The following is a 23,461-nucleotide window of genomic DNA, read 5'->3' on the forward strand; positions in this document are numbered from 1 at the left end:
GCCCGCGTCGAGTTCCCGCGCCCACACCTGAGGAATCGCCAGATCGGCGTAGCCGGGCGAGTTCAACACCGCGAGGACCCGGTCACGTTCGGCCGTGCTGAGCGTCCATGGTGGCGGGGTCCGGGGCAGCCACGGCCCGTGTCGCGGTCCGACCGGCCGCGCCCGCCGGTAGTGGGTCGCCCGCGAGGTCCCCGCCAACGCGCACGCCCGCTGGACCGGGACATCCGCGTCGCGCAGCTCGGCGAACGCGGCGGTCAGGATCTCCTCGGCGGGTTGTCGTTGTCCGCGCTCCCGGAGAGTTCTTCCAAGAGCGCGTGCGCTTTTCCCATGATGTCCAACGCCATCCGGGTCTTTGTCAGGTCCGCCCGCAGTTTCTCGTTCTGCTGGCGCAGCTTCTCCAACTCGATCTGGTCCGCGGACTTTTTCACCCGTGGCGCAGAGGGGGCGGCGGTATCCGTTTTCCCGCCGCTGTCGACGTGGCCGAGGTGCCCGGCGTTGCGGGCCCGTGTCCATTCGATGATGTGTGACGAGTACAGGCCTTCCCGGCGCAGGATCGCGCCTTTCTCGCCGTTCGGGGCGTTCTCGTACTCGGCGACCATCGCGAGCTTGTACGCCGGGCTGAAGACCCGCCGCGACGGCTTCGGCGCCGGGTCGGCCCCGCTGCCGGTGGCCGGCTGCTTGCCAGATGAAGTGGACACGTACACAAGGATCTCCGATCCCCGTCCTCAGGTCAGCACCCCACTCACACGGGGTGTCTCACACCATCCTGACCGAGAGGGATTGACGTAGAGGATGGCGTTGGGTACCTCCCGGACGTCGGTCCGGGCAGGCTCCCCGGTGGGGCCGCCGGTCGAGGCGGGCCTGCTGTCAGGCGGTCAAGGTCGGCCCGATCAGCGCCCAGCGGGCGTTGGAGATGTCGCTGGGGTAGGCGCGGCGAGCAGTCACGGTGGAGATCTACTCTGGACAGAGCCGAGGATGATCACCTTCGACAAGAGCGGTGATTCACGGTCAGGCTTACGTCAGACGGAATCCCGGGCGGGCGGTGGCCGACCCTTCGTGGTCGTGCCAATAGATGGCAAGAGCCACAGAAGGTGCGAGTGGGACGCCCCGCAAATGGGTCATATTCGGACGGTAGTTCATTGGCTGCCCTCTAAGGCCCTGGCCGGCGTTCTTTGCTGGTCAGGGCCTTAATTGTGTGGAGCTGAGGGGATTTGAACCCCTTACACCCACGGTAGTGACCGAACATCATCAATCGGGCCAATCGACGCTCCGACCAGGGCGGAACCTGTCGATGCTTGCCAACGCTTGCCACTGTTGGTCGCTCTCGGTTGTAGTGGATCTGTACCCGATGATCTTGGTCGCTTATCGCTCGCCGCACCTTACGGCGAGTGGGAGGATGAGCACGTCTGCCCAGAGAAGGAGCCGCGGAATGGGCCGCATGGCCGACACGGAGCCTCGCTTCCGGTGCGGTGCGAGGGAACCGTGCTACTGCACGAGGACGACACCGGCACCTGCGTCGAACCGGATTGCCCTGGCCCGGGGGAGCGTCACCGTGGACTGATCGACGCCTGCCGTCTCGATGACTGCATTCGTTGCCCCTCAGGACCGACCTGGAGTGACAGCCTCTAGCGCTCGCCAGCACCCCGGTCTCGCCAGTCGCGGCCACCGTCATGCAGCCGGCGGCGATAAGGATCCCGCTCCTCCGCTGTCCCCGCCCGCCGCCGGAAACGTCGTTGATCGACTGGGTACTCCATACCTGGAGAAAAGCCACCATGAGCATGTTGACGAGCAGAGTCACGGAGATGAGCCAGGTGGGAGCATCGGCAACCTGCAGGATCCAAAGCGGGAGCACCACGGTGAGAAGCACATCGCTGGTGACGAACAATCCGGCCAACGGGGACACGACGACGAACGGAAGGTCCCTTAGGGCAGCGCGCCCCGGCCGCTCGTCCGGCTCGCGCGAAGCCCGGCCCGCGGCCACTCTCCAGGCCCGATCCTCGAACGTGCTGTTGCTGGACTAGCCGACGAATCATCTGGATCATACGGCGATCATTCGCCTGGAGTCCGCGCTTGAATCGTACCCGGGAGCCATTCTTCTGGTCTCGCATGACCGGCGGTTCCTCAAGGGAGTGAAGCTCACCGAGATCTGGGAGATCGGAGGCGACGGGCGAGTCAGCAGACGTTCGGGCGATTCTTGACGCGGTGTGACCGAGCGGTAGGTGCCAACTGCGCGGCTGTCCGGCTATCGACCAGGCAGTTGACTGACCAGCAGTGGGTGCAGGGAAGGATAGTGATGATCGGATTTCCCGGGAGTAAACAGGTCGCTGCGTCCTTGCGCAATGTGCACCTGGCGCTTACTCCACAATTCACCAGACTGCTCGTAGCAATCACGGTCGTAAATCTCGGCAAGTCGGTTACCCTTGTTGGCCTGCCCATCCTCGTCATCGAACGGTACGGGCTGGGCACGGAACTCACGAACGCCCTCTCACTGCGGATCCTGCCGACAATATTCGGCGGTGTGTTCGCCGCGTGGGCCCTTGCACGTTTCGACGCGCGATGGGTCGCCGCGATTGCGATGTCCGCCACGGGTGTGATCACGCTCCTCATCCCGTTGGCCAGGTCGGTGGCCGAACTCAACGCGACGTCCGTCGCCGCCGGCGTGGCGAGCCTGTTCGCCGGGCCCGCCCTCATGGCGCTGCGCTCGAGCGTCCTCAAAGAGGAAGCGGCGATGCGGGGCAACGGATTTGTCGTGTCCGCCGAACGTGCACCCTACGTGATCGGCCCGGCAATAGCCGCCGGTGTCCTCCTCATCACAAATGTTTCGGTTCTCTTCATCGCGGAGGCGATCGCCACGGCCCTCGGGGCGGCGCTACTCATCGGGATGCCTCCGGTCGCCCGTAGTGACTTGCATCGGGCCGGATCTCGGAGCCAGCTCGACCGGTGGCGGTCGGTGCTGCTCGGAGACGCCCGGATGAATGGGTACGTCGTCACCGGGTTGACGTACACCATCGGGGTCCACGCCGCGCGTCTGCTTTTCGCAGCGATCGCCACCACGACGTTCTCCCACAATCCGGGCGCCCTTGCTCTCATGACGAGTGCGATGGCCTTAGGCGCGGTCGTTGGCGGATTCCTGGCGTCGCAGTTCAAGCTCCGCAGCGTCGGGCTCGTCTACGTGCTCGGCAATGTCCTCGAGGCTCTCCTTCTGACCGCGGTCGGGGTGTCCCCGTTCCTGTCCCTGGCACTCGCTTGTTTGTTCCTGTGCGGAATCTTCGAGTCGGTGGCGACCGCCGGGTTCTTTGCTGACGTGCAGGTACGCCTTCCCCGGGACATGACCGGCTCATTCTTCTCCGTGTTTGGGTCCGCCATCCAGGTCTGTGCGGTGGCCGGGACGCTGCTGGGCGGATGGCTGGTGGCCGAATCGAGCATTCCCGTTGTCGCCCTGGTCGTCGCCGGATTTATCGCACTCCCACTGATTCCTTATCTCAATGTGTATCTCCGGCGAAGCGACACTGAGCTGATCCCGGCTATCAACGGCGGCCCTCCGGAGAAAGCAGCACGATGACAATGTCTACGGATGAGCGCCTACCGGCTCGTTCCCGACAGCGGCCGGCGATGGCGTCCAGCCCGTGACCCGGTGCGCACCCGCACCCGCGACTTCCTCGACGACAGCTTCGGCAAAGCGGTACCTTGCGGCGTCTACGACCTGACCGCCGACGCCGGATGGGTCTACGTCGGCACCGACCACGACAGCGCCGCGTTCGCCGTCGAATCGCTCCGCCGCTGGTGGACCAGCCAAAGCCGCCACGACTATCCGAACGCCTGACGCCTGCGGCCAGACGTTCCTCCAGCTCGACGTCCGTGGTGTACGTTCGCGGTTCGACCAAGTCTCCATCACCACACGTCGAGCATCAGGGCAAGTTGCTCGTCGCGAACGAGGGGATTTTGAATCCATGACATCCTACCAACGAACCTCTTTGGAGCTTTGTCGTTGATTGTCAACCCCTGACCCCCTCTTACGTAGCGACAGTCACAGCCTTGAGCAACAATCACAGAGCGGACATCCTCGGGTGAGCTGTACCGTCGGGCGAGCGTGGTGGGGACGTGGGCCGTAGCGCGTGCGCGCGGCCCGGCGGTAGCCGGATGTTGAGGCATGTTGCGCGCGTGCGACGTGAGTGATCGGCCGAATCGGCGGATCGGTCGGCGGAGGGACCGTCGAAGGGGTCACCGCCGAGGGTCGTCAGAGGCCGACCGCGGCGACGCTCGCCTCCCACAGCCGGGCCGCCAGTTGCGGGTCGGTGGCCGCCCGGTGCGGCTTGCGTAGCCGTTGATCCACGTAGTAACCGCCGTTGACCAGCGCTGCCGGGTCCTGCCCGGCCAGCCAGACCAGCGTCTGCGCGGCGCGCTCCGGACTGCGCAGGAACGGCGCGATGCGCATTCCGAACGCGACCACCGGGTTGTCGCCGCCGAACCGGGTCCGCACGACGCCGGGATGGAAGGCGTACGAGCACAGCCGCGGCCAGCGCCGGGCCGCCTCGGCGGTGAACAGGATGGTGGCCTGCTTGCTGACGCCGTACGCGCGCAGCGCCCGGTAGTGGCGTAGCTGGGCCGAGAGGTCGTCGGGGTCCACGACGCCGAGCCGGTGTGCCGCCGAGGCGGTGTTCACCACCCGGCGCAACCGGTCGCTCAGCAGGTTGGTGAGCAGGAACGGGGCCAGGTGGTTGGCCTGGATGTTCCACTCGTACCCGTCCACCGTGGTGCTGGCCTGCACCGCGATCGCGCCGGCGTTGTTGGCCAGCACGTCGATCCGGTCGTACGCGTCGCGCAGGTTCGCGGCCAGCCGGCGTACGTCGTCGAGCACCGCGAAGTCGGCCCGGAACAGTTCCGGGTCCCGGCCGGTGAGCCGGCGTACCCGCTCGGCGGCCGCGGTGAGCCGGGCCGGGTCCCGACCGACCAGCACGACCTCGTCGCCCTGCCCGGCGAACCGGGTGGCGGCGGCCAGGCCGATTCCCGAGCTTGCGCCGGTGACGACCACCCGGCGCCGCTCAGCGGTGTTGTCCACGGCGTCCACGTCCTGAGGTTAGCGTGCGTCGATGTGGTGGGTGGTTGCCGCCGGAGGCCGGCGGGGTGGGCCGGTCCGCGTCCTCGGCCCGGGGACGTCCCCCGCCCCCGGGCCGGTCGGCGCGGTCAGTAGTCGTAGCCGGAGGACGAGTCGCCGTTCGCGATCGCGAAGACGATGACGATGACGTAGAAGATGATTAGCAGGATGAGCAGCCCGGTGAGGATCCAGCCGACGATGATGCCGGTCTTGGCCATGCCCTCGCCGCCCTCGCCGCGTTCGCGCAGCTGCTTCAGCGCGATGTGCCCGAGGATCGCGCCGACCGGCGCGGTGATGCAGGTGGCCACCCCCACCAGCGAGAGGATCATCGCGGCCAGGGCGAGGCTGTTGGTCGGTGTCGACGGCTGCGGCTGGCCGTAGCCGTACGGGTAGCCGGGCTGGGCCGTCGGGTACGCCGCCGGCTGCTGACCGGGGTACGGCTGGCCGGGGTCGTACCCGGCCGGCGCGCCCGGCTGGTACGACGGCGTCTGCTGGTACGGCGGCGTCTGCTGGTACGACGGGCCTGGCTGGTACGACGGCGCCGGCTGGTAGGACGGGGCCGCATCGTACGGCGGGGTCTGCTGGTACGGCGCTGCCGGCTGTGCGGGTGGAGCGCTGTGTTGCCAGTTGGGATCGGCGGCGGGCGGCGGGTTGTCGAACTGCCGGGTCGGCTCCAGCGGCGTCGGCGCCGACCAGGTCGGGTCGGTCCAGCCGCCCGGGGGCTGCTCGGAGCCGCCCGGCTGGGAGGGGTATGTCATCGTGTCATCTCCGGTGCTGATTGGTCATGCGAGGTCAGGGTAGTCAGAGATCGCACCGTCCGGGATCGCGACACCGGGTGGGGCGCGTTGCCCGTACCGTCCCGACCGGGCAGGATCTGCGGCATGGCTTTCGACGCGCGCGCCGCAGACCGCTCCGGTCGTTCCCGCCGGGACGCGACCCGCCCCGCGCTGGCCCGCCGTACCCGTGGTCCGGGCGCGAACACCGGCTCGGGCGCGCCGCTCGACCGGGCCGCCCGGGAGGAGCCGGTGACCCTCCGGCTGGACGACCGGGTGGCGCTGGTGACCGGCGCCGGCAGTCCGGACGGCATCGGGTACGCGACCGCGCGCCGGCTGCGTGACCTCGGTGCCCGGGTGGCGATCGTCTCCACCACCCGGCGGATCCACGAGCGGGCCACGGAGCTGGGCGTCACCGGATTCGTCGCCGACCTGACCGACGAGGCGGAGGTGGCGGCGTTGGCGGACGCCGTGGCCGACCAGCTCGACGAGGTCGAGGTGCTGGTCAACAACGCCGGCCTGGCCAGCCGGGCCAGCCCGGAGGTGCTGCGGCCGGTGGCCCAGCTCAGTTACGAGGAGTGGCACCAGGAGATCGAGCGCAACCTGTCGACCGCCTTCCTGTGCAGTCGCGCCTTCATCGGCGGGATGGCCGAACGGGGTTGGGGCCGGATCGTCAACCTGGCCGCCACGTCGGGTCCGGTCAACGCGCTGCCCACCGAGGCCGCCTACGCCGCCGCCAAGGCCGGGGTGGTCGGCCTGACCCGGGCGCTGGCGATGGAGATGGTGGCCGACGGGGTGACGGTGAACGCGGTCGCCCCGGGCACGATCTACACGGCGGCGTCCACGATGGCCGAACTGAAGCAGGGGCTGGGTACCCCGGTCGGCCGGCCGGGCACGCCGGACGAGGTGGCGGCGGCCATCTGCTTCCTGTGCTCACCGGCGGCGTCGTACATCACCGGGCAGATGCTGGTGGTGGACGGCGGCAACAGCGTGCGGGAGGCCGAGTTCCGCTACTGAGGCGGATCCGCGGCCGGCCACCGTCGGCCCGGCGGTGGCCGGCGGAACTTCCACGGTCAGGGTTCGGACCGGCGTAGCCGTGCCCGTCCGTGCAGTTGGGGTGGGATGTACAGGCCCAACCGTAGGGCCCGGACGGCGGCCAGGGTCCGGGACGAGGCCCTGAGCTTGGCCAGGATGTGTTCCAGGTGCGTGGCGACGGTGCGTTCGGCGATGTACGCGCTCCGGGCGATCTGCGCGTTCGTCCTGCCCTCGGTGAGCAGCCCGAGGATCTCCAACTCGCGCCGGGTCAGGCCGTGCAGTTCGCCGGAGGGCGAGACCAGCACCATGGCGCGCAGGTGGCGGGGCACCTCCGGCGGGCAGGCCAGCGCCGTGATCCGGAACAGGGTCCGGCCGTGCACGGCGAGGAACGACGGGTACGAGTGTCCGCAGTTCAGGCTGGCGGACAGCGCGGCGAAGACCGCGGAACCGGGCCGCACCAGCGGATGGTCGTTGCTCAACCCGGGCAGCGGGTGCGTCTTTCCGGCGCGGGTCAGCAGCACGCCGGCCCGCGCGTTGGCGATCACCCGTGCCACCGGCGCGATGGACCGCATCGGGTCGACGGCGTTCGCGATGACCGGGGCCAGGGTGCCGAGGAAGTCCCTGGTGGCGTCGTCGGGCGTCCGCGGGTCGTCGGTGTGCAGCATGAGCAGACCCAGGTGGCTGCCGTCCAGGCCGAACAGGCCGATCGCGATGCCCTCGCGGAAGCCGGCCGGCTCCAGGTAGTCGGCCCACACCGGCAGCTCGGACGGGGGGATCGGCAGGTCCCGCAGGCGCATCGGCGGTCGCTGCCGGTTCAACCCGATCGCGTCGATGTCGCCGTACATGGCCGAGGTGTGGAAGTAGTCGCGGACCCGCTCGGGATATCCGTCGATGCCCCGTACGGTGAACGCCTGCCGGTCCGTGTCGAGCAACGCCAGCGTCCGGCCGACATACGGGAACACCAGCCGCAGTTGCTCGAACAGGGCCGCCATGCGGTCCTCGGGGTGTGCGTGTGACGAAGCGATTCGGGCGATCTCGGCGGCGACCGCCGGAGCATTTCGGGGAAGGTCTGCCATCTTCTTCCTGGCTCGGGTCCCGCGACAGTCCGGTCGGTGCTGACCGGCGATGCTGGTGGGACCAGGGACGGGTATCGGCGGTCCTGCCGATCGACGTGAACGTGCGGGAGGGTGTCTTCTTGAGAAGTACAACCTGCCGCGGCCGGTTCACGGCCTCGGTGTGACGGGAAGCCGACACTCCGTCCAGGGTCGACGGGGGGCGCGACGCTCCCATGCGCCCCCCGTCTTATATGGACACCCTTGCGCGGTGCCGACTCGTCTTCGGTGAAGTCGGGGGATTCGGAACGCCGGGACCCCCCAACTTCGCAGAAGTTGCGTTGGCCGGGTGCCGTTGGCCGGGCGCCACATCTCGACTTTCGTCATGCCCCGCTGTTCGTGGCCCAGAGCAGTACCCCGATCCAGGCGCAGCAGCCGGCGAGGTAGAGGGCGGTGAAGATGTAGCTGAGCACCAACCCCCAGCTGGCCAGTTGGTCGCCCTGCTCGCGGGTGGTGCGGATCTGCTTCTTGGCCAGGTGTCCGAGCACGATGCCGGCCGGCGCGAAGACGAAGGCGAACACCAGCGACAGGATCGCCATCACGTTCGTGGTCGACTGGCCCGGTCCGCCGGGCGGCGGCGGGTACGGTCCGCCGGGGCCGGGGCCGGGGCCGGGGCCGGGGCCGGGGTACGGCGGCTGGTCGTGCTGGCCGTACGGCCCGTACGGATTGGCCGGGTCGCCGCCCGCCGGCCCGTGGGCACCGCCCGGCGGCGGCCCGTACTGACCGCCCGGGTCACCGCCCGGCGGCGGCCCGTACGGCGGTTGCGGGCGCTCGGGCTCCGGGGACTCGCCCGGTGGTGGATGGGTCATTGCGAGTCACCTCCGCCTTGCCGGACGCCGCCCGGACGCCGCCTGGACTCCGCCTCGGCCCGACCGAGGACGTCGAAACAGACCCTAGCCGGCGGCGACCCGTCGCACAGGCGATGTGCGCAGTCTCGTGGGGCCGCACCGCGGCCCGTCGCGTCCGACCGGCCCGGGATCGGACCCGGACCGCCGGTGCCCGGACGACCGGGTCTGGACCGCCGGACCGGGACCGCCGGGCAGGCACGCCGCCGGGGCCGGACCGGACCGGCGGACGTGCCCGCTAGCGCGGTGCCCGGTCCGGCCCGGTCAGGCCGGCCGCGGCGCGCTCGATCACCAGACACCGGTCCTCGACGTAGTCGATGCCGGCCTCCTCGGCGATCCGCCTGGCCTCGACCGAGACGATGCCGAGTTGCAGCCACACCGCCGGTGCGCCGATCCGCACCGCCTCCCGGACCACCTCGACCGCGTCGGCCGCCGGGCGGAACACGTCGACCAGGTCGACCGGATGCGGAATGTCGGCGAGCGAGCGGTAGACCGGCTCGCCGAACAGCTCGTCCGCCGTCGGGTTGACCGGGATGATCCGCCAGCCGTACCGCTGCATCCGGGCCGGCACGGTGTGTGCCGGCTTGCGCGGGTCGCGGGAGGCGCCCACCACCGCGATGGTGGCCGCCTCCGCGAGGATCCGCTGGGCGTCGCGCATCAGGGCGTCCACTCGGGCCGCAGCGGGTAGCCCGACTCGCCCTGCGGACCGTTCCGGGTGCCCAGCACCTGGTGGAGCTGGATCTCGTTGCGCTCGAACGCCAGCCGGGAACCGGCCATGTACAGCCCCCAGACCCGAGCCCGGCCGATGCCCGCGTCGGCCACGCAGGCGTCCCAGTTCGCCACCAGGTTGCGGCACCAGCCGGCCAGGGTCAGCGCGTAGTGCTGGCGCAGGTTCTCCTCGTGGTGGACCTCGAAGCCCGCGTCGTGCATCTCGCTGATCACCCGGCCCGGCCCGGCCAGTTCGCCGTCCGGGAAGACGTACCGGTCGATGAACGCGCCCGGGTTGTTGGGCATCCGGTTGTCTGCCCGGGTGATGCAGTGGTTGAGCAGCCGGCCGCCGGGCCGGAGCCGGTCGTACAGCGCACCGAAGTACGCCGGGTAGTTGCGTACCCCGATGTGTTCGGTGAGCCCGATCGAGCTGACCGCGTCGAAGGAGTCCCGCGGGGCGTCCCGGTAGTCCATGTGCCGTACCTCGGCGAGGTCGGCCAGCCCTTCCCGCTCGATGGCCGCCTGTGCCCATTCGGCCTGGGCGCGGGACAGGGTGACGCCGAGCGCCTTGACCCCGTACTCCCGGGCCGCGTGCCGGACCATGCCGCCCCATCCGCAGCCGACGTCCAGCAGTCGCATCCCCGGCTTGAGCGCCAGCTTGCCGGCCACCAGTTCGTACTTGTTGGCCTGCGCCTGCTCCAGGCTGTCGGACGGGTCGCGGAAGACCGCACAGGTGTACGTCATGGACGGGCCGAGCACCTTCTCGTAGAAGGAGTTCGACACGTCGTAGTGGTGTTCGATGGCGCTGGAGTCGCGGGCCCGGGAGTGCCGAAGCCCGGACACCACCCGGCGCCACCGTGGCAGTGCTTCCTGCGGTGGCGGCGGTGGGGGCCGCAGCCGTTCCCAGCCGAGCCCGCGCACCAGCGACAACGCCTCGCCCATGGCGGGCGCCTTGAACCGCACCCCGGTGCCCAGCGCCCGCAGCGCCTCGTACGGGTCGCCCGGGTGGACCCCCCTGACCTCCAGGTCGCCGGAGACGTAGGCCCGCGCCAGACCCAGGTCGCCCGGCGCCGTGAGCAGGTAGGACAGGCCACGTTCGGTGCGTATGTGCAGCCCGATGGCGGCGTCGGCGGGTCCGACGTCGCTGCCGTCGTATGCGCTGATCCGCACCGGCAGCTCGCCGCGGGTGACGGCCCTGATGATCGTCGCCACGGTGGGCGCACCGGTGCGGCGTGGTGGTGTCGGTTCGGGGTCGGTCCGGCCGGATTCCTGTTCGGTCATGCTCATCGTCGATCAACCGCCTTCTCGTACAGCCCTGTCAATCGGTGGTCCGGGTCGTACCGGTCCTTGGCGGCGCGGTAGACGGCGCCGCCGTACAGCCGGTCGAAGGTTTGCCGGTCGTAGTACGCGTCGGAGTACAGCGACTTGTGCCCGCCCAGCTCGGACACGGTCCGCTCGATCGCCCGGTTGACGTCGCCGTCGGCGGCGTCGGGGGCGATCGGCACCGTGCCCCAGAAGCCGATGTTCACATACAGCTCGCCGGCACGCAGCGGATACAGCGGCCAGTTCCGGGCCGAACCCGCTCCGGCCGGCTCGCGCAGCCGCAGCGGGCAGAGCCAGACCGGTGACATCGGCACGTTCCGGTCGAACCACCGGAGGAACTCGGCGGTCCGGTCGAGGGGGATCTCCACGTCCTGCACGACGCGTTCGGCCGCCGGCCGGCCGCGCCAGCGGTCCAGCCGGGCCGCGACGCCGTACCGGTTCTCCAGCCGGACCAGCCGGTGATAGACGTCGCTGCGCCGGTACCGCCGCGGCCAGAGCCGCCGCACCACCGGGTGCTGGACGCCGAACGCCCGAGAGCACCAGAACCAGTCGGTGTCCCAGCGCCACAGGTAGTCGTACGTGCGCAGCGCGTCCGTGCGGCGTCCGGGCAGGGAGCGGTAGTAGACCTCCTGGCCGGTGTAGTCGCTGGCGGCGGGCGCGTCATCGGTGAAGGTGCCGAGCACCAGGTACGCCTCGTCGGGGCCGAACACGACGCCGTCCATCGCGTCCACCGGCTGCCCGTCCCACTCCCCGGTGGCGCTCACCTGGCCGATCGCCTCGACCAGCGCGTCGAGGTCGGTGAAGCGCAGGTTGCGCAGCGCCACGAAGCGGCGGACCGGTTGGAGTTCGATCCGCAGCCGGGTGGCGTATCCGAGGCTGCCCAGCGAGTTCGGGAACGCCGCGAACAGGTCGGCGTGTTCGCCGTCGGGCGTGGACGTCAGCAACTCGCCGGCGCCGGTGAACACGTCGATTTCCCGCACCGACTCGTGCGGCAGACCGTTGCGGAAGGAGGTGGACTCGATGCCCAGGCCGGTGACCGCCCCGCCCAGCGTGATGGTGCGCAGCTGCGGCACGACCAGCGGCATCAGACCGTGCGCCAGGGTGGCGTCGACCAGGGTCTCGTACCGGCACATGCCCTGCACGTCGGCGGTGCGCGCGTCCGGGTCGACCGCGAGCACCCCGGTCAGCCCGCCGACGTCCAGCCCGGGAGTCCGCACGGGGGTCCGGGGTCGGAACAGGTTGGAGGTCCGCTTCGCCAGGCGTACCGGTTCGCCGGGCGGCACCGCCGCGTAGGAGCGGCGCAGCGCCGCGACCGCCTCGTCGTGGACTCCGGAGCGTTCCACCGGTGCAGAGGTCACCGGCTCAACTTACGCTCACCTGCGGATGCATGCGGCCGACGTGTGCCGTGTCATACCGCGGGCCGCGGCGCCGGCGTCCGGCGGTTGTTCGCTCAGAGCAGGTGGAGTTGCTCGCCGTGGACCCGGCCGGCGGCCGGCCGCCCGCCGCGGGGATGCCCGCCCCGGGCGTTCCGGTGCGTCGCGGCCCCAGCCGGCGGATCGCCGGGCCGCGGATCACCGTCGGTCCGCGGATCGCCGGGCCGCGGTGTGTCGTCGGGTCCGGCCCGGTGCAGGCCGTGGCGGCGCGCGGCCATCCGGACCCGGGCGGTCAGTTCGCGCTGGTACGCCTGCGGCAGGTAGGAGCCGGTGCCGAACAGTTCCCGGTAGCGGGGCACCAGCCGCGGGTGCTCCCGGGCGAGCCAGGCCGCGTACCACTCGCGGGCGCCGGGTCGCAGGTGCAGCGGCAGTGGCGTGATGCTCGCGGCGCCGGCCGCCGCGATGGCGGCCACGGTCGACTCGATCGCGGCGTCGTCGTCGCTCAGGCCGGGCAGGATCGGTGCCATCAGCACCCCGACCTCGAAGCCGGCTTCGGTGAGGGCGCGTACGGCGTCCAGCCGGCGGCGCGGGCTGGGCGTGCCCGGCTCGACGGAGCGCCAGAGCGTCTCGTCGACGAACCCGACGGAGAGCGCGAGGCGTACGTCGGTGACCGCGGCGGCCTGCCGGAGCAGGGGCAGGTCGCGCAGGATCAGCGTCCCCTTGGTCAGGATCGAGAACGGGTTGGCGAAGTCCCGCAGCGCCGAGATGATCTGCGGCATCAGCCGGTAGCGGCCCTCGGCGCGCTGGTAGCAGTCCACGTTGGTGCCCATCGCGACGGGCGCGCCGGGCCAGCGGGGCGCGGCCAGCTCGCGCCGGACCAGCTCGCCGGCGTTGACCTTGACGATCACCCGGCTGTCGAAGTCGCGCCCCGGGTCCAGGTCGAGATAGGTGTGGGTGCGCCGGGCGAAGCAGTAGGTGCAGGCGTGGGTGCAGCCGCGGTAGGGGTTGATCGTGTACTCGAACGGGACCCGTGACGCGCCGGGCACCCGATTGATGATCGACTTCGCGTGGATCTCGTAGAAGGTCATCCCGGCGAAGGCCGGGGTCTCGAAGGTGCGGGTGACAGCACCGGGCAGCGCCAGCGGCAGGGGTGCAGCCGCTGGCGCCGCGTCCGGCGGCGTCCCCCCGGGGTGGAGCCTCTCGTGGGGAGCCGAGAGGTTCTCCCAGCGCACGCCTTATTCGAACATGCGTGCTACTCGGCTCGCAACTCCACCCCGGGTCCGAGTGTCGCCGGTCAGTGCTGGTGTCCGGCCAACTGCGCCCGTACGTCGTCCATGTCCAGCGCCTGGACCTGCTCGATGAGCGATTCGAGCGCGGCCTCGGGCAGGGCGCCCGGCTGCGCGAAAACGATCACGCCGTCCCGGATCGCCATGATCGTCGGGATGGAGCGGATGTCGAACTTCGCCGCCAGCTCCTGCTGGGCCTCGGTGTCGACCTTGCCGAAGGTGATCTCCTCGTGCTTCTCCGAGGACCGCTCGTACAGCGGGGCGAAGCGCAGACAGGGACCGCACCAGCTCGCCCAGAAGTCCACCAGCACGATGCCGTCCTGGCCCGTCACCTCGTCGAAGTTGGTCGAGGTCAGTTCAACGGTCGCCATTGAAGTCTCCGATCTGCGCGTGTCACGTCCATCTGGAAGAACTCGGCCCCGGTTGCCGGAATTCCCGTGCTCCGGGCACCCGAAACGCCCCGTCGCGCCCGCGAGCTTATGTGAAGTTCATCGATTCATATGATCCACGCCAGGGTCCGCGTGTCCATGATCGGCTCAGTACTGTGTGTGATGGGAGCGTGCCCACGATGTGACGCTGGTCCGATTCATACTTATCGGTAACTTGCATCGAGACGTGCGAAGACGTTGTTTGCAGAGGTCAAGCACCGGGATGTTTTGACTCACGCACCGTAAAGTCACAAATTGATAACTGTGACCTCCGTCTCTAGTTCGACTCTTTCTGTTCATGCCATCTCTGAGGCAGAATCTTTCTCATCAAAGCGTGGGCGGCGGGCGCCGGGGAGGGCCCCGCCGCTCATTGCGTCAGCACCCGGTCGAGACCCGTGGCACACCCCCCGACCCTCAGCGTCGGATGACCGACCGGACCGCCCGGATCACCCGTACCCGCTGGTGGCGACGCCGTCCGGCGCGGACCTTGATCCTCATCCGCCGCCCGCGGGTCCCGCGGATCCCGCCCTGCCGCTCCCGGCTCGTCGCCCGCTCCGCCCGCAGGGGTGGAAACGGCGCCCCGGCGGACCGTCGCGCCTGGTGGCGGCTGGCGCACATTTCCACCACCGGGGCCTATGCTGAGCCAGGAGGTCCCGATGAGCCACTCCGCTGCCGGAGAGCCACCGCCGGGCGGGCGACACGCCGGCCCCGCGGGCACCGCGATCTTTTCCGACGTCGACTGGCGGCTGCTGGTCCGGCTGCCGAGTCAGGTGGTGGTCGCCGCCGCCTCGGCCGGCCCCGACGACCCCCGGCTGATGGTCGGGGAGAGCCTGGCCGGGCTGGAGGGAATCGCCGCCGGCCGGGCCTTCGACAGCGATCTGGTCCGCGCGGTGGTCGCGGCGATCTACGCCGAGTCGGCGGACCTGCCGTCGCTGGACCGCCGGGATCCGGCGAGCCGGGCGGCCGCGACGCTGTCCGCCTGCCGGCGGGCGGTGGCGATCCTCACCGAGGTCGCCGATCCGGCCGACTCGGCGGCCTACCGCCAGTGGGTGCAGTCGGTCGCCTTCCGGGTCTGCCGGGCGGGCGAGGACGTGGCGCCGGCCGCACCCTTCGATCCGGTCCGCCGGGCCGGCTTCCTCGGCGAGCTTCGCCGCGCCCTCGCGCTCGGCTGACGGCCACGCTCCGGCGCTCGGGGCAGCGCCGTACGCTGCCTTCTCGTGGAGCCTGAGCAGCCGGAGGTGGGGGTCGGTCCGTGGCCGGGGGAGCCGCCCGCGGATCCGCGGTACGACCCCGAGCTGCTGGTCGGTGGCGACCGGCGCAACGTGGTGGACCGGTACCGCTACTGGCGGCACGAGGCGATCGTCGCGGACCTGGACGAACGCCGGCACGGTTTCCACGTCGCGATCGAGAACTGGCAGCACGACTTCAACATCGGCACCGTGGTGCGTAACGCGAACGCGTTCCTGGCGGCCGAGGTGCACATCGTGGGCCGCCGGCGGTGGAACCGGCGCGGTGCCATGGTCACCGACCGGTACCAGCACGTCCGGCATCACGACACGATCGAGGAGCTGGTGGGCTGGGCGCGGGACCGGGCACTGCCGCTGGTCGGCATCGACAACCTGCCCGGCGCGCGTGCGCTGGAGACGGCGGCGCTGCCGCGGCGCTGCGTGCTGCTGTTCGGCCAGGAGGGTCCGGGGCTCTCGGCGCCGGCCCGGTGCGCCTGTGACCAGGTCTTCTCGATCGCCCAGTACGGATCGACCCGGTCGGTCAACGCCGGGGTGGCGAGCGGGATCGCCATGCACGCCTGGATCCGCGCGCACGCCGCTCCGCCGGACGGCTGAATGTCACCTGGTCCGGCCCGGCCGAGGCGCTTCCGGAAGATGACCAAAAGGGCCGGTTCGGTTGACGTCACCGGCGGCGGCCGTGACGGTAGGGGTCATGGGAGTATCGGTGAGTTGCCCGCGGTGCGGCGGGCCGGTCCGTGAGCCGGACCTGATGCACACGCAGTGGCGGTGCCTGGGGTGCGGCCCGGTTCCGCCGCTGCACACGGCCGAGCATGTCGGCCCCGAGATCGTCGCCGCGGTGGTGGAGCAGGTGCGGGCCGGCGCGCCGTCGTCGTCGGAGCCGTCGACCGTGCCACTGTGGTGTCCCTGGCCGCTGTTGCCCGGCTGGACGATGACCGGCGTGGCGTGGGCCGGCGACGACCGCAGCGGAGTACGCGCCGGCGCGGTGGCGTGCAGCGGTCCCGCCCCGCTCGGCGGCGGCCCGGCGGACCTCGTCCTGGTGGCGGAGGAGCCGGGTGTCGGACTGGGCAACCGGTTCGCCGGCCTGTCCGGTCCGGACGCCGGGGCCGAGCTGGCCGACGTGATGACCCAGCCGCCGCCGGGGCACGCCGAGCCGATGGCGCATGCCAAGATCCGTGCCGGCGGGCATCCGACTCCACTATGGTCCGTTGGATCTCCGACAGATCGGAGCGCCTACGTCGGTGAAGCTCGGGGAATGTGGCTCTATGCGATAACCTGGCCAGCGAGCGCTGGTTACCTCCTCGCGGACGAGGTCGTCCTGCACGACCTTGCCGAGTGGACTCCGCCCGAGCTCGTGTACGGGGCGCCCTGCCCCTACCTGCACGGTAAGGCCTGATCTGGGGCTTGCGCCGGTGCCGGAGGGCATGGGTACGCTGTTCACTGTTAGGCGTCTGACTGACACTCTCGGTATCGATGCGGTGCCGGTACGGACCCGCACGGAGGGGATGGCCCGTCATGGTCAAGAAGGTTCTCACCTGGCTAGGGGTCGCGTTTCTCATCTTCTTCGTCGCCTTCCGACCGAACTCGGCGGCCGACGTATTCAAGTCGCTCGGCGGTGGGCTGGTCGACATCGCCTCGGGCTTCGGCGAGTTCTTCAGCAACCTCGTCGCCTAGCCCTCGATGACCACCCCACCGGGCTCGCCACCTCCGGATCCTGACGACGAGGATCGTCACCGGAGCGAGCGGGACACCGAACCCATCCCCCGGATCCGGCCCGACGACGGACCGGCCGGCGGGCAGGGTCCGTACCCGGGCGCTTCGTCCTATCCGGAGAGCGGGCCGTACGACCGGCCCTGGGTTCCGGAGGGCTACCGGGACGAGGAGGGCTACCGCGACCCGCCGCCCCGGATCACCGAGGACGAGCTGGCCGGCCTCCGGGTGGACGCATCGGGGATGCCGCTCGGCACCCGCCGGGTGCTGCCGCTGGAGGACGAGCCGACCCCGCTGGTCGCCCGCTATCTCTTCCCGACCGAGCGGTACCGCGGCGAGTGGAAGCGGCACTGGGTCTACCTGGCCACGCCGCTGCTGATCGGCATCCTGGCCACCTTCGTCCTGGGCTACCTCTCCGGGTTCCTGGCCGGCCAGAACGTCGGCGCGCTCACCACGGTCGCGGTGATCCTCTGGTTCGCGGTGATCGGCTGGGTGGCCTGGCGGGTGGCCGACTGGTACTACGACCGCTTCATCCTCACCAACAAACGGGTGATGGTGGTGAAAGGCATCGTGACCCGCTCGGTCGCGATGATGCCGCTGGCCCGGGTCACCGACATGAAGTACGAGCAGTCGCCCATGGGCCGCACGCTCAACTACGGCACGTTCATCCTGGAGTCCGCGGGCCAGGAGCAGGCGCTGCGCGAGGTCAAGTACCTGCCGAACCCGAACGAGCTCTACCTGCGGGTGGTCGAGGAGATGTACGAGCCGCAGGCGGTCGAGGCGCGGCTGGGCAAGGAGGCCGACGAGGCCAAGGCGGACGACGGCGCCTGACCCATGGACCTTCGGGTCCCGCTGTGGCAGCCTCGGTTGGCACGGGGCAACGGGGAAGGACGGACGGTGGCGGTCAGCGACGCCTTGGAAGAGGAGTTCCGCGAGTTCGTCGCGGCCCGTTCAGCGGCCCTGCTGCGCACCGCGTACCTGCTCGCGGGCGACTGGGCGACGGCCGAGGACCTGTTGCAGACCGCGCTGACCAAGACGTACCTGGCCTGGAAGCGGCTGGGTGGCATCGAGGCGGTCGAACCGTACGCCCGGCGGGTCCTGGTGAACACCGCCACGAGCTGGTGGCGGCGCCGATGGCACGGCGAGCGGCCCACCGACGTACTGCCCGAACAGCCGGCCCGGGACCGGGTCCAGGAGCAGTTGGACCGGGACGCGTTGTGGCGGCACGTCCAGCAGCTACCCGCCCGCCAGCGCGCCGTGCTGGTGCTGCGGTTCTACGAGGACCTGTCCGAGGCGCAGACCGCCGCCCTGCTGAACATCTCGGCCGGAACGGTGAAGAGCCAGAGTTCCCGGGCGCTGGCCACGCTGCGTCGCCGGCTGGCCGCGGAACAGGCGGCCGAGCGGGCCGCCGAGCAGGCAGCGGGCGTACCCGCGCCGTCGGCCCGGCCCAACGGCCCGGCGACCGGCCCGCGCAACCCGCGTCCCGCGGCGCCGTCCGCCCCCGCCGGGCCGCCGGCGCAGCGCCCCGCGGCCACCGGTCGCGGCCCGGCCGCGGTGCCGGGCACCCCGCGGGTACGTCCGGACCTGCCCACGCCCGCCCCGGTGGTGGCGGTGCCGCCGGCGCCCGTGCCGGCGATTCCAGCGAGCAGGGTGGATGCCTGAGATGTCCGCCGCGGCACGTGCCCGAATCAGCCGGCCGGCAACCTTCCGCCCCGCGACCGGCGTCTGACGAACGTGGGACAGGACGAACTCGAACGGGCCCTGCGGGACATGCTGTCCCAGCGGGTGGCCGGCTCGCGGTCCCCGCTCGACCCGGCGGAGGTCGCGATCCGGCGTGGTCGCCGGGTCAGACGGTTCCAGACGGTCGGCGGGATCGCCTCCGCGGCGCTGGCGATCGTGTTGGTGAGCGTCGGGATCATCGAGGTGGGAACGGCCTCCCGCAACGGGCCGATGGTGGTGGTGCTGGACGACTCGCCCGACGCGAGCGGGTCGGCGTTCGGCCCGGTGCGGCCGGACACCGCCCCGGACCCGTCCCCGGCCGGCATCCCGGCGACCGTCGAGCTGGTCAGCGGGCACACCCTGACCGGGACCGACCGGATCGACTTCGCCCTCGACTCCCCGGTGACCGCCGCGCGGCGTACCGGAGACGGCTGGTTGCTGGTGACCGGACCCGCCGGACGCTCGACGCTCTGGCTCGGCACCGGTTCCGGCGGCGCCCGCCGGCTGGTCACCGGCGCCAGCGTGCTGACGCTCGGCGCGGACGGGCAGCGCGTCGCCTGGCGCGACGGTTCCCAGCTCTACGTGAGCAGCATCTCGGGCGGCGTGTTGGCCCCGGCGACGTCGATCGGCTGGGCGGTGGGCGCCGTGCCCATCCGCTTCCTCGGCGGCGCGCTGCTGCTGTACCGCGCCGACCCGGCCGGGTTCCGGCTCTGGTGGCCCAGCGGCGGCCGCGAGACGGCCTGGCAGCCGACCCCGCTCGGGGTCTACGGGCTGCTGCCCGACGGCCGGACCGCGGTCGGGGAGGTGCACGGCCCCGACGGAACGCCCTGCCTGGCTCTGCTGGACCTGGACCAGGACCTGGCCTCGACCCGTACCGCGTGCGGCGTGCGACTCGCGCCCGGACCTGCGGCGGTGTCCCCGGACGGCCGGTGGCTGCTGGCCAACCCGGCCACCACCGGCGCGGACGCGGACACCGGTCTCGGGGCGCGCGCCAGCCTCGAGCCGCCGTCCACGGCCGCCTCCCCGACCACCCCGACCGCGGGCCCGGCCGCCGCCCAGGGCCCGGCCGCCACCGAGGACCCGGCCGGCGCGGCCGGCGCGGCCACCGGGGACGGCGCCGGGACGGCCGCGCTGCTGGTGGACCTGCGCGCGGTCTTCGGCGATACGCCCGCCACCTGGCCGGCCGGACCGCTGCTGCGGACCGATCCGTGCTGGCTGGACGACCGGACCGCGGTGTACCTGGACGCCGCGGGTGACCTCGTGGTGGTGCCGGCCGACGGGATACCGCAGGGCCGCAAGCCGGACCGGTTGCCGCTGGACGTCGAGTCGGGGACCGGGCCGACCGTGCTGGTGGCGGCCACGCCGGAGAGCACCGCGACCGAGGCCACGACCCTGGGCGCCAGCGGGTGAGCGGTGCCGACCGGCCGTCCCGACATCCGGTACGCCGGATCGACCTGCATGCCCACAGCACGGCCAGCGACGGCACGCTGAGCCCGGCCGAACTGGTCGGCGCGGCGGCGGCGACCGGGCTGGACGTGCTGGCGATCACCGACCACGACACCACGGCCGGCTGGGCCGAGGCGGTCGCGGCGCTGCCACCCGGCCTCGACCTGGTCCGCGGCGCGGAACTGTCCTGCCACTGGTCCGGCACCCGGCCGGCGACATCCCTGCACCTGCTGGCGTACCTGTTCGACCCGACCGAGCCGGAGCTGGTGGCACAACTGCGGCGGGTCCGCGCGGCGCGGGAGCGGCGCGGCGAGCGGATCGTGGCCTTGCTGCGCGCCGACGGCCACGACATCCGCTGGTCCGAGGTGCTGGCCGGGGCCGCCGGCGGTGCGGTGGGTCGGCCGCACATCGCGCAGGCACTGATCCGGGCCGGGCTGGTCGGCTCCACTACCGAGGCGTTCGAGCCGGACTGGCTGGGTGAGCGGTACCGGCTGGCCAAGGAGGACATCGACGTCTTCCGGGCCGTCGCACTGGTCCGCCGGGCCGGCGGGGTGGCGGTCTTCGCCCACCCGCGGGCCACCCGGCGCGGCAGGGTGGTGCCGGACCGGCTGATCGGCGACCTGGCCGAGGCCGGCCTGGCCGGGCTGGAGGCCGATCACGAGGACCACTCCCCGGCCGAACGGGAGCACGTCCGGGCGCTGGCCGGACGGCTGGGTCTGTTCGTCACCGGCTCGTCGGACTTCCACGGCAGCCACAAGAGCGTCGCGCTGGGTGCCTTCGGCACCGCGGAACCGGCGTACCAGCGGCTGCTGGCCGCGGCCAGCGGCGTGACGGGCGTCGCTTCCGGGTGATCCGCGCGGCCGCCGGAAACGGCGCCGATACCGTGTGCGGGTGGGCATCAAGCTGTTCGGCGAGGTCTTCCTGACCCTTCTGGTGATCACCGACCCGCCGGGCATGATGCCGATCTTTCTGGCCCTGACCGGACCGCTGCCCGCCCGGGAGCGCAACCGCGCCGCCTGGCAGGCGGTGGCGCTGGCGCTCGGGGTGATCGTCGTGTTCGCCGTGGCCGGCCAGACGCTGCTGGCCTACCTGCACGTCTCGCTGCCGGCGTTGCAGGCGGCCGGCGGGCTGCTGCTGGTCCTGGTCGCCCTGGAACTGCTGACCGGCAAGGCCGACGATCCGGAACAGCAGTCCGCCACCGCGAACATCGCGCTGGTCCCGCTCGGTACGCCGCTGCTGGCCGGTCCCGGGGCGATCGTGGCCACCATGCTGTTCGTGCAGCGCGCCGGCGGCCCGGTGGACTACCTCCAGATCGGCGCGGCGATCGTGGCCGTGATGGTCACGGTCTGGCTGGTGCTGCGCTTCTCCGGGGTGATCGTCAAGGTGCTGCGGCCCGGCGGCATCGAGGTGCTGACCCGGATCGCCGGTCTGCTGCTGGCCGCCATCGCCGTGCAGCTGATCGCGGATGCCATCGCCTCGTTCGTCACGGCGTACCTCGACGCGCGCTGAGCCGCACCGGCGGGCGCCGCCGTGCGTGGCGCCGCGGCCCGATGCGCGGTGTGGAGCGGTGCGGCCCGGCGGGTGCGGTGCTGTCGGTGCCGGATGGCAGGATCGGGTGGTGCGACGACCATCCGCGAGCGGCGGGCGTGCCCCGCGTCCCCGTCCCGAGCCGGAACAGTTGGGCTTCGCCGGCATGCCGGAGCGACTCTTCGTGTGCACACCCAGCAAGTTGGGCGCCTACGAGGACTGCCCCCGCCGCTTCCGGTACGGCTACCTGGACCGGCCGGCGCCGCCGAAGGGACCGCCCTGGGCGCACAACTCGCTCGGCGCCAGCGTGCACACGGCGCTGCGGAACTGGTTCTCGCTGGCCGTGCCGGACCGCCGTCCCGAGGCCCTGCCGCGGCTGCTGCGGGCCACCTGGGTGCGGGAGGGCTACCGCGACACCGAGCAGGAGCAGCTTGCCTACCGGCGCGCGCTGGCCTGGCTGGAGTCGTACGTGGACACCCTCGACCCGGAGGCCGAGCCGCTCGGCGTCGAGCGGGTGGTCGCGGTGAAGACCTCCGTGCTGGCCTTCAACGGCCGGGCGGACCGGATCGACTCTAGGACCGGTCCCGACGGCCCGGAGGCGGTGATCGTCGACTACAAGACCGGCCGGTCCGGCCTGGACAACGACGACGCGCGGGGGTCGGCGGCGCTCGCGCTGTACGCGTTCGCGGCCGAGCGGGTGTTCCGGCGCCCCTGCCGCCGCGTCGAGCTGCACCACCTGCCCAGCGGCACGGTCGCCGCGCACGAGCACACGCCGGACTCGCTGGCCCGCCAGGTCGGCCGGGCCGAGGACACCGCTCGGGACATCGTCGCCGCGCAGCGGTCGGTGACCGACGGTGCCGATCCCGACGACGCCTTCCCGACCCGGCCCGGCGGCCGGTGCACCTGGTGCGACTACCGCCGGGTCTGCCCGGACGGCGAGCGGGCGCCGCAGGAGGAGCCCTGGGCGGCCCTGGCCCGTTCCATCGCGGCCAGATAGATCGGACCCTCGACCAGCCGGCGCGGCACCGCGTTCAGCGCCAGCCGGAGGGTCCACACGCCGATGCCGGCGGACAGCTCCGTGCCGGGCAGGCCGAGCCCGCCGTACAACCGGCGGGCCCAGGCCGGCAGCAGGCCGAAGGCGGTGCCGGCCACGCCGAGATAGGCCAGCCGGGCCGGCCCGAGGTCCAGGCCGATCCGCAGCGGACGGCTCAGCGTCCGCGGCGCCGGGGGAGCGGTGAGGAAGAAGCCGGTCTCGATGGCGGCCCGGGTGAGCCGCAGCTGCGGCCGGATCCGCCGGTAGAACTCCTCGACCTGCGCGGCCGAGCCCGGCACGGTGTCCGGGTCCAGCCCCACCAGGGCGGCCGAGCGCCGCTGTTCGTGGTAGTAGCCGTCCACCTCCGCGGCGGTCAACCGCACCCCCGCCCGGCGGGCCGTGCTGACGAAGGACTCCACCTCGGCCACGTGCACCCAGCGCAGCAGGTCCGGCTCGTCGATCCGGAACTGCTCGCCGGTGTCCGGATCCTGCGCGCGCATCCGGGCGTGGAAGGTACGCAGCCGCCGGCCGGCCGCCTCGGCCTGCGCGGTGGTGCCGTAGACGGTCGTCGCCACGTACGTCGCGGTGCGCATCAGCCGGCCCCACGGGTCGGACCGGTAGTTGCTGTTCTGCGCCACCCCGGCCATCGCCCGCGGATGCAGCGCCTGGAGGTAGAGCGAGCGGAGGCCGGCCACCAGCAGGATCGGCTCCGCGTGCACCTTCCAGGTCACCGAGCCGGGGCCGAACAAGCCGAGGTCGTCATCGCGGTCCACCGTCCAAGGGTGCCACGGGCGGCGGCTGCGC

The 23,461-nt window shown here is 71.7% G+C and carries 22 protein-coding genes and 2 pseudogenes; 13 read left to right on the plus strand and 11 right to left on the minus strand.

Annotated elements, in window-relative coordinates:
- Positions 1–254: 254 nt before the first annotated feature.
- Entirely contained in the window at positions 255–698 is a 444-nt protein-coding gene (locus CIK06_RS03060) for a transposase (RefSeq protein WP_157756581.1), read from the minus strand.
- A gap of 1,559 nt (positions 699–2,257) precedes the next feature.
- Here CIK06_RS03060 and CIK06_RS03065 point away from each other — a divergent pair.
- Positions 2,258–3,562, plus strand: coding sequence for an MFS transporter (locus CIK06_RS03065; RefSeq protein ID WP_095563539.1), 1,305 nt, complete (start codon positions 2,258–2,260; stop codon positions 3,560–3,562).
- Positions 3,563–3,598: 36 nt separating this feature from the next.
- Positions 3,599–3,820, plus strand: a pseudogene (locus CIK06_RS03070) (ISAzo13 family transposase); the annotation flags it as partial.
- Between the two features lie 417 nt (positions 3,821–4,237).
- Here the strand turns inward: CIK06_RS03070 and CIK06_RS03075 are convergent.
- Positions 4,238–5,059: an SDR family NAD(P)-dependent oxidoreductase gene (locus CIK06_RS03075; RefSeq protein WP_095567520.1), complete on the minus strand. Its 822-nt coding sequence runs from the start codon at positions 5,057–5,059 to the stop codon at positions 4,238–4,240.
- A 125-nt stretch (positions 5,060–5,184) separates the two neighbouring features.
- Positions 5,185–5,853 carry a DUF4190 domain-containing protein gene (locus CIK06_RS03080; protein WP_095563541.1) on the minus strand — a complete coding sequence of 223 codons (669 nt, stop codon included), beginning with the start codon at positions 5,851–5,853 and terminating at the stop codon, positions 5,185–5,187.
- Positions 5,854–6,042: 189 nt separating this feature from the next.
- Between CIK06_RS03080 and CIK06_RS03085 the strand changes: the two genes are divergently transcribed.
- Entirely contained in the window at positions 6,043–6,885 is an 843-nt protein-coding gene (locus tag CIK06_RS03085; protein ID WP_369916168.1) for an SDR family NAD(P)-dependent oxidoreductase, read from the plus strand.
- A gap of 56 nt (positions 6,886–6,941) precedes the next feature.
- On the opposite strand, the gene CIK06_RS03090 is transcribed toward CIK06_RS03085, so the two are convergent.
- The 7 genes and pseudogenes from CIK06_RS03090 to trxA form a co-directional block, all read right to left on the minus strand.
- On the minus strand, positions 6,942–7,895 hold the full coding sequence (locus CIK06_RS03090; RefSeq protein WP_157756582.1) for a LuxR C-terminal-related transcriptional regulator: 954 nt from the start codon (positions 7,893–7,895) through the stop codon (positions 6,942–6,944).
- A gap of 443 nt (positions 7,896–8,338) precedes the next feature.
- Complete coding sequence (locus tag CIK06_RS03095) at positions 8,339–8,824, minus strand: DUF4190 domain-containing protein (protein ID WP_095563544.1); 486 nt, start codon at positions 8,822–8,824, stop codon at positions 8,339–8,341.
- Between the two features lie 274 nt (positions 8,825–9,098).
- Positions 9,099–9,518: a CoA-binding protein gene (locus tag CIK06_RS03100; protein ID WP_095567521.1), complete on the minus strand. Its 420-nt coding sequence runs from the start codon at positions 9,516–9,518 to the stop codon at positions 9,099–9,101.
- Positions 9,518–10,855 carry a class I SAM-dependent methyltransferase gene (locus CIK06_RS03105; RefSeq protein WP_095563545.1) on the minus strand — a complete coding sequence of 446 codons (1,338 nt, stop codon included), beginning with the start codon at positions 10,853–10,855 and terminating at the stop codon, positions 9,518–9,520. Before CIK06_RS03105 ends, CIK06_RS03100 begins: the two co-directional genes overlap by 1 nt.
- Complete coding sequence (locus tag CIK06_RS03110) at positions 10,852–12,234, minus strand: FAD-binding oxidoreductase (RefSeq protein ID WP_095563546.1); 1,383 nt, start codon at positions 12,232–12,234, stop codon at positions 10,852–10,854. The genes CIK06_RS03105 and CIK06_RS03110 overlap by 4 nt, the downstream gene beginning before the upstream one ends.
- 233 nt (positions 12,235–12,467) lie before the next feature.
- Positions 12,468–13,496, minus strand: a pseudogene (locus CIK06_RS03115) (Rv2578c family radical SAM protein); the annotation flags it as partial.
- Positions 13,497–13,558: 62 nt separating this feature from the next.
- Positions 13,559–13,921, minus strand: a complete 363-nt coding sequence (gene trxA / locus CIK06_RS03120; protein ID WP_095563548.1) for a thioredoxin — start codon at positions 13,919–13,921, stop codon at positions 13,559–13,561.
- A gap of 713 nt (positions 13,922–14,634) precedes the next feature.
- Here trxA and CIK06_RS03125 point away from each other — a divergent pair.
- The 10 genes from CIK06_RS03125 to CIK06_RS03165 all read left to right on the plus strand — a co-directional run bounded on the left by CIK06_RS03125 (position 14,635) and on the right by CIK06_RS03165 (position 22,621).
- Positions 14,635–15,150, plus strand: a complete 516-nt coding sequence (locus tag CIK06_RS03125; RefSeq protein WP_095567522.1) for a hypothetical protein — start codon at positions 14,635–14,637, stop codon at positions 15,148–15,150.
- Positions 15,151–15,195: 45 nt separating this feature from the next.
- Positions 15,196–15,819: an RNA methyltransferase gene (locus CIK06_RS03130; protein WP_095563549.1), complete on the plus strand. Its 624-nt coding sequence runs from the start codon at positions 15,196–15,198 to the stop codon at positions 15,817–15,819.
- Between the two features lie 97 nt (positions 15,820–15,916).
- Positions 15,917–16,618 carry a DUF6758 family protein gene (locus tag CIK06_RS03135; RefSeq protein WP_369916090.1) on the plus strand — a complete coding sequence of 234 codons (702 nt, stop codon included), beginning with the start codon at positions 15,917–15,919 and terminating at the stop codon, positions 16,616–16,618.
- A gap of 119 nt (positions 16,619–16,737) precedes the next feature.
- A complete protein-coding gene (locus tag CIK06_RS29780; RefSeq protein ID WP_198348085.1) occupies positions 16,738–16,896 on the plus strand; it encodes a hypothetical protein in 159 nt (52 codons plus the stop codon).
- Between the two features lie 6 nt (positions 16,897–16,902).
- Positions 16,903–17,763, plus strand: a complete 861-nt coding sequence (locus CIK06_RS03140) for a PH domain-containing protein (protein ID WP_095563551.1) — start codon at positions 16,903–16,905, stop codon at positions 17,761–17,763.
- Between the two features lie 66 nt (positions 17,764–17,829).
- A complete protein-coding gene (locus CIK06_RS03145) occupies positions 17,830–18,594 on the plus strand; it encodes a SigE family RNA polymerase sigma factor (RefSeq protein WP_232533983.1) in 765 nt (254 codons plus the stop codon).
- Between the two features lie 72 nt (positions 18,595–18,666).
- The gene (locus CIK06_RS03150; RefSeq protein WP_095563553.1) at positions 18,667–20,061 is read left to right on the plus strand and encodes a hypothetical protein; all 1,395 of its coding nucleotides are present in this window, start codon (positions 18,667–18,669) and stop codon (positions 20,059–20,061) included.
- Positions 20,058–20,948 carry a PHP domain-containing protein gene (locus CIK06_RS03155; protein ID WP_095563554.1) on the plus strand — a complete coding sequence of 297 codons (891 nt, stop codon included), beginning with the start codon at positions 20,058–20,060 and terminating at the stop codon, positions 20,946–20,948. The genes CIK06_RS03150 and CIK06_RS03155 overlap by 4 nt, the downstream gene beginning before the upstream one ends.
- Positions 20,949–20,988: 40 nt before the next feature.
- Positions 20,989–21,606: a MarC family protein gene (locus CIK06_RS03160; protein WP_095567523.1), complete on the plus strand. Its 618-nt coding sequence runs from the start codon at positions 20,989–20,991 to the stop codon at positions 21,604–21,606.
- A 184-nt stretch (positions 21,607–21,790) separates the two neighbouring features.
- Complete coding sequence (locus CIK06_RS03165; RefSeq protein WP_095567524.1) at positions 21,791–22,621, plus strand: PD-(D/E)XK nuclease family protein; 831 nt, start codon at positions 21,791–21,793, stop codon at positions 22,619–22,621.
- Here CIK06_RS03165 and CIK06_RS03170 read toward each other — a convergent pair.
- Positions 22,537–23,430: an oxygenase MpaB family protein gene (locus tag CIK06_RS03170; protein WP_095563555.1), complete on the minus strand. Its 894-nt coding sequence runs from the start codon at positions 23,428–23,430 to the stop codon at positions 22,537–22,539. The two genes, CIK06_RS03165 and CIK06_RS03170, sit on opposite strands and share 85 nt — an antisense overlap.
- Positions 23,431–23,461: the final 31 nt, after the last annotated feature.

The sequence above is a fragment of the Plantactinospora sp. KBS50 genome (assembly GCF_002285795.1).
In the GTDB taxonomy this organism is placed as follows: Bacteria; Actinomycetota; Actinomycetes; order Mycobacteriales; family Micromonosporaceae; genus KBS50.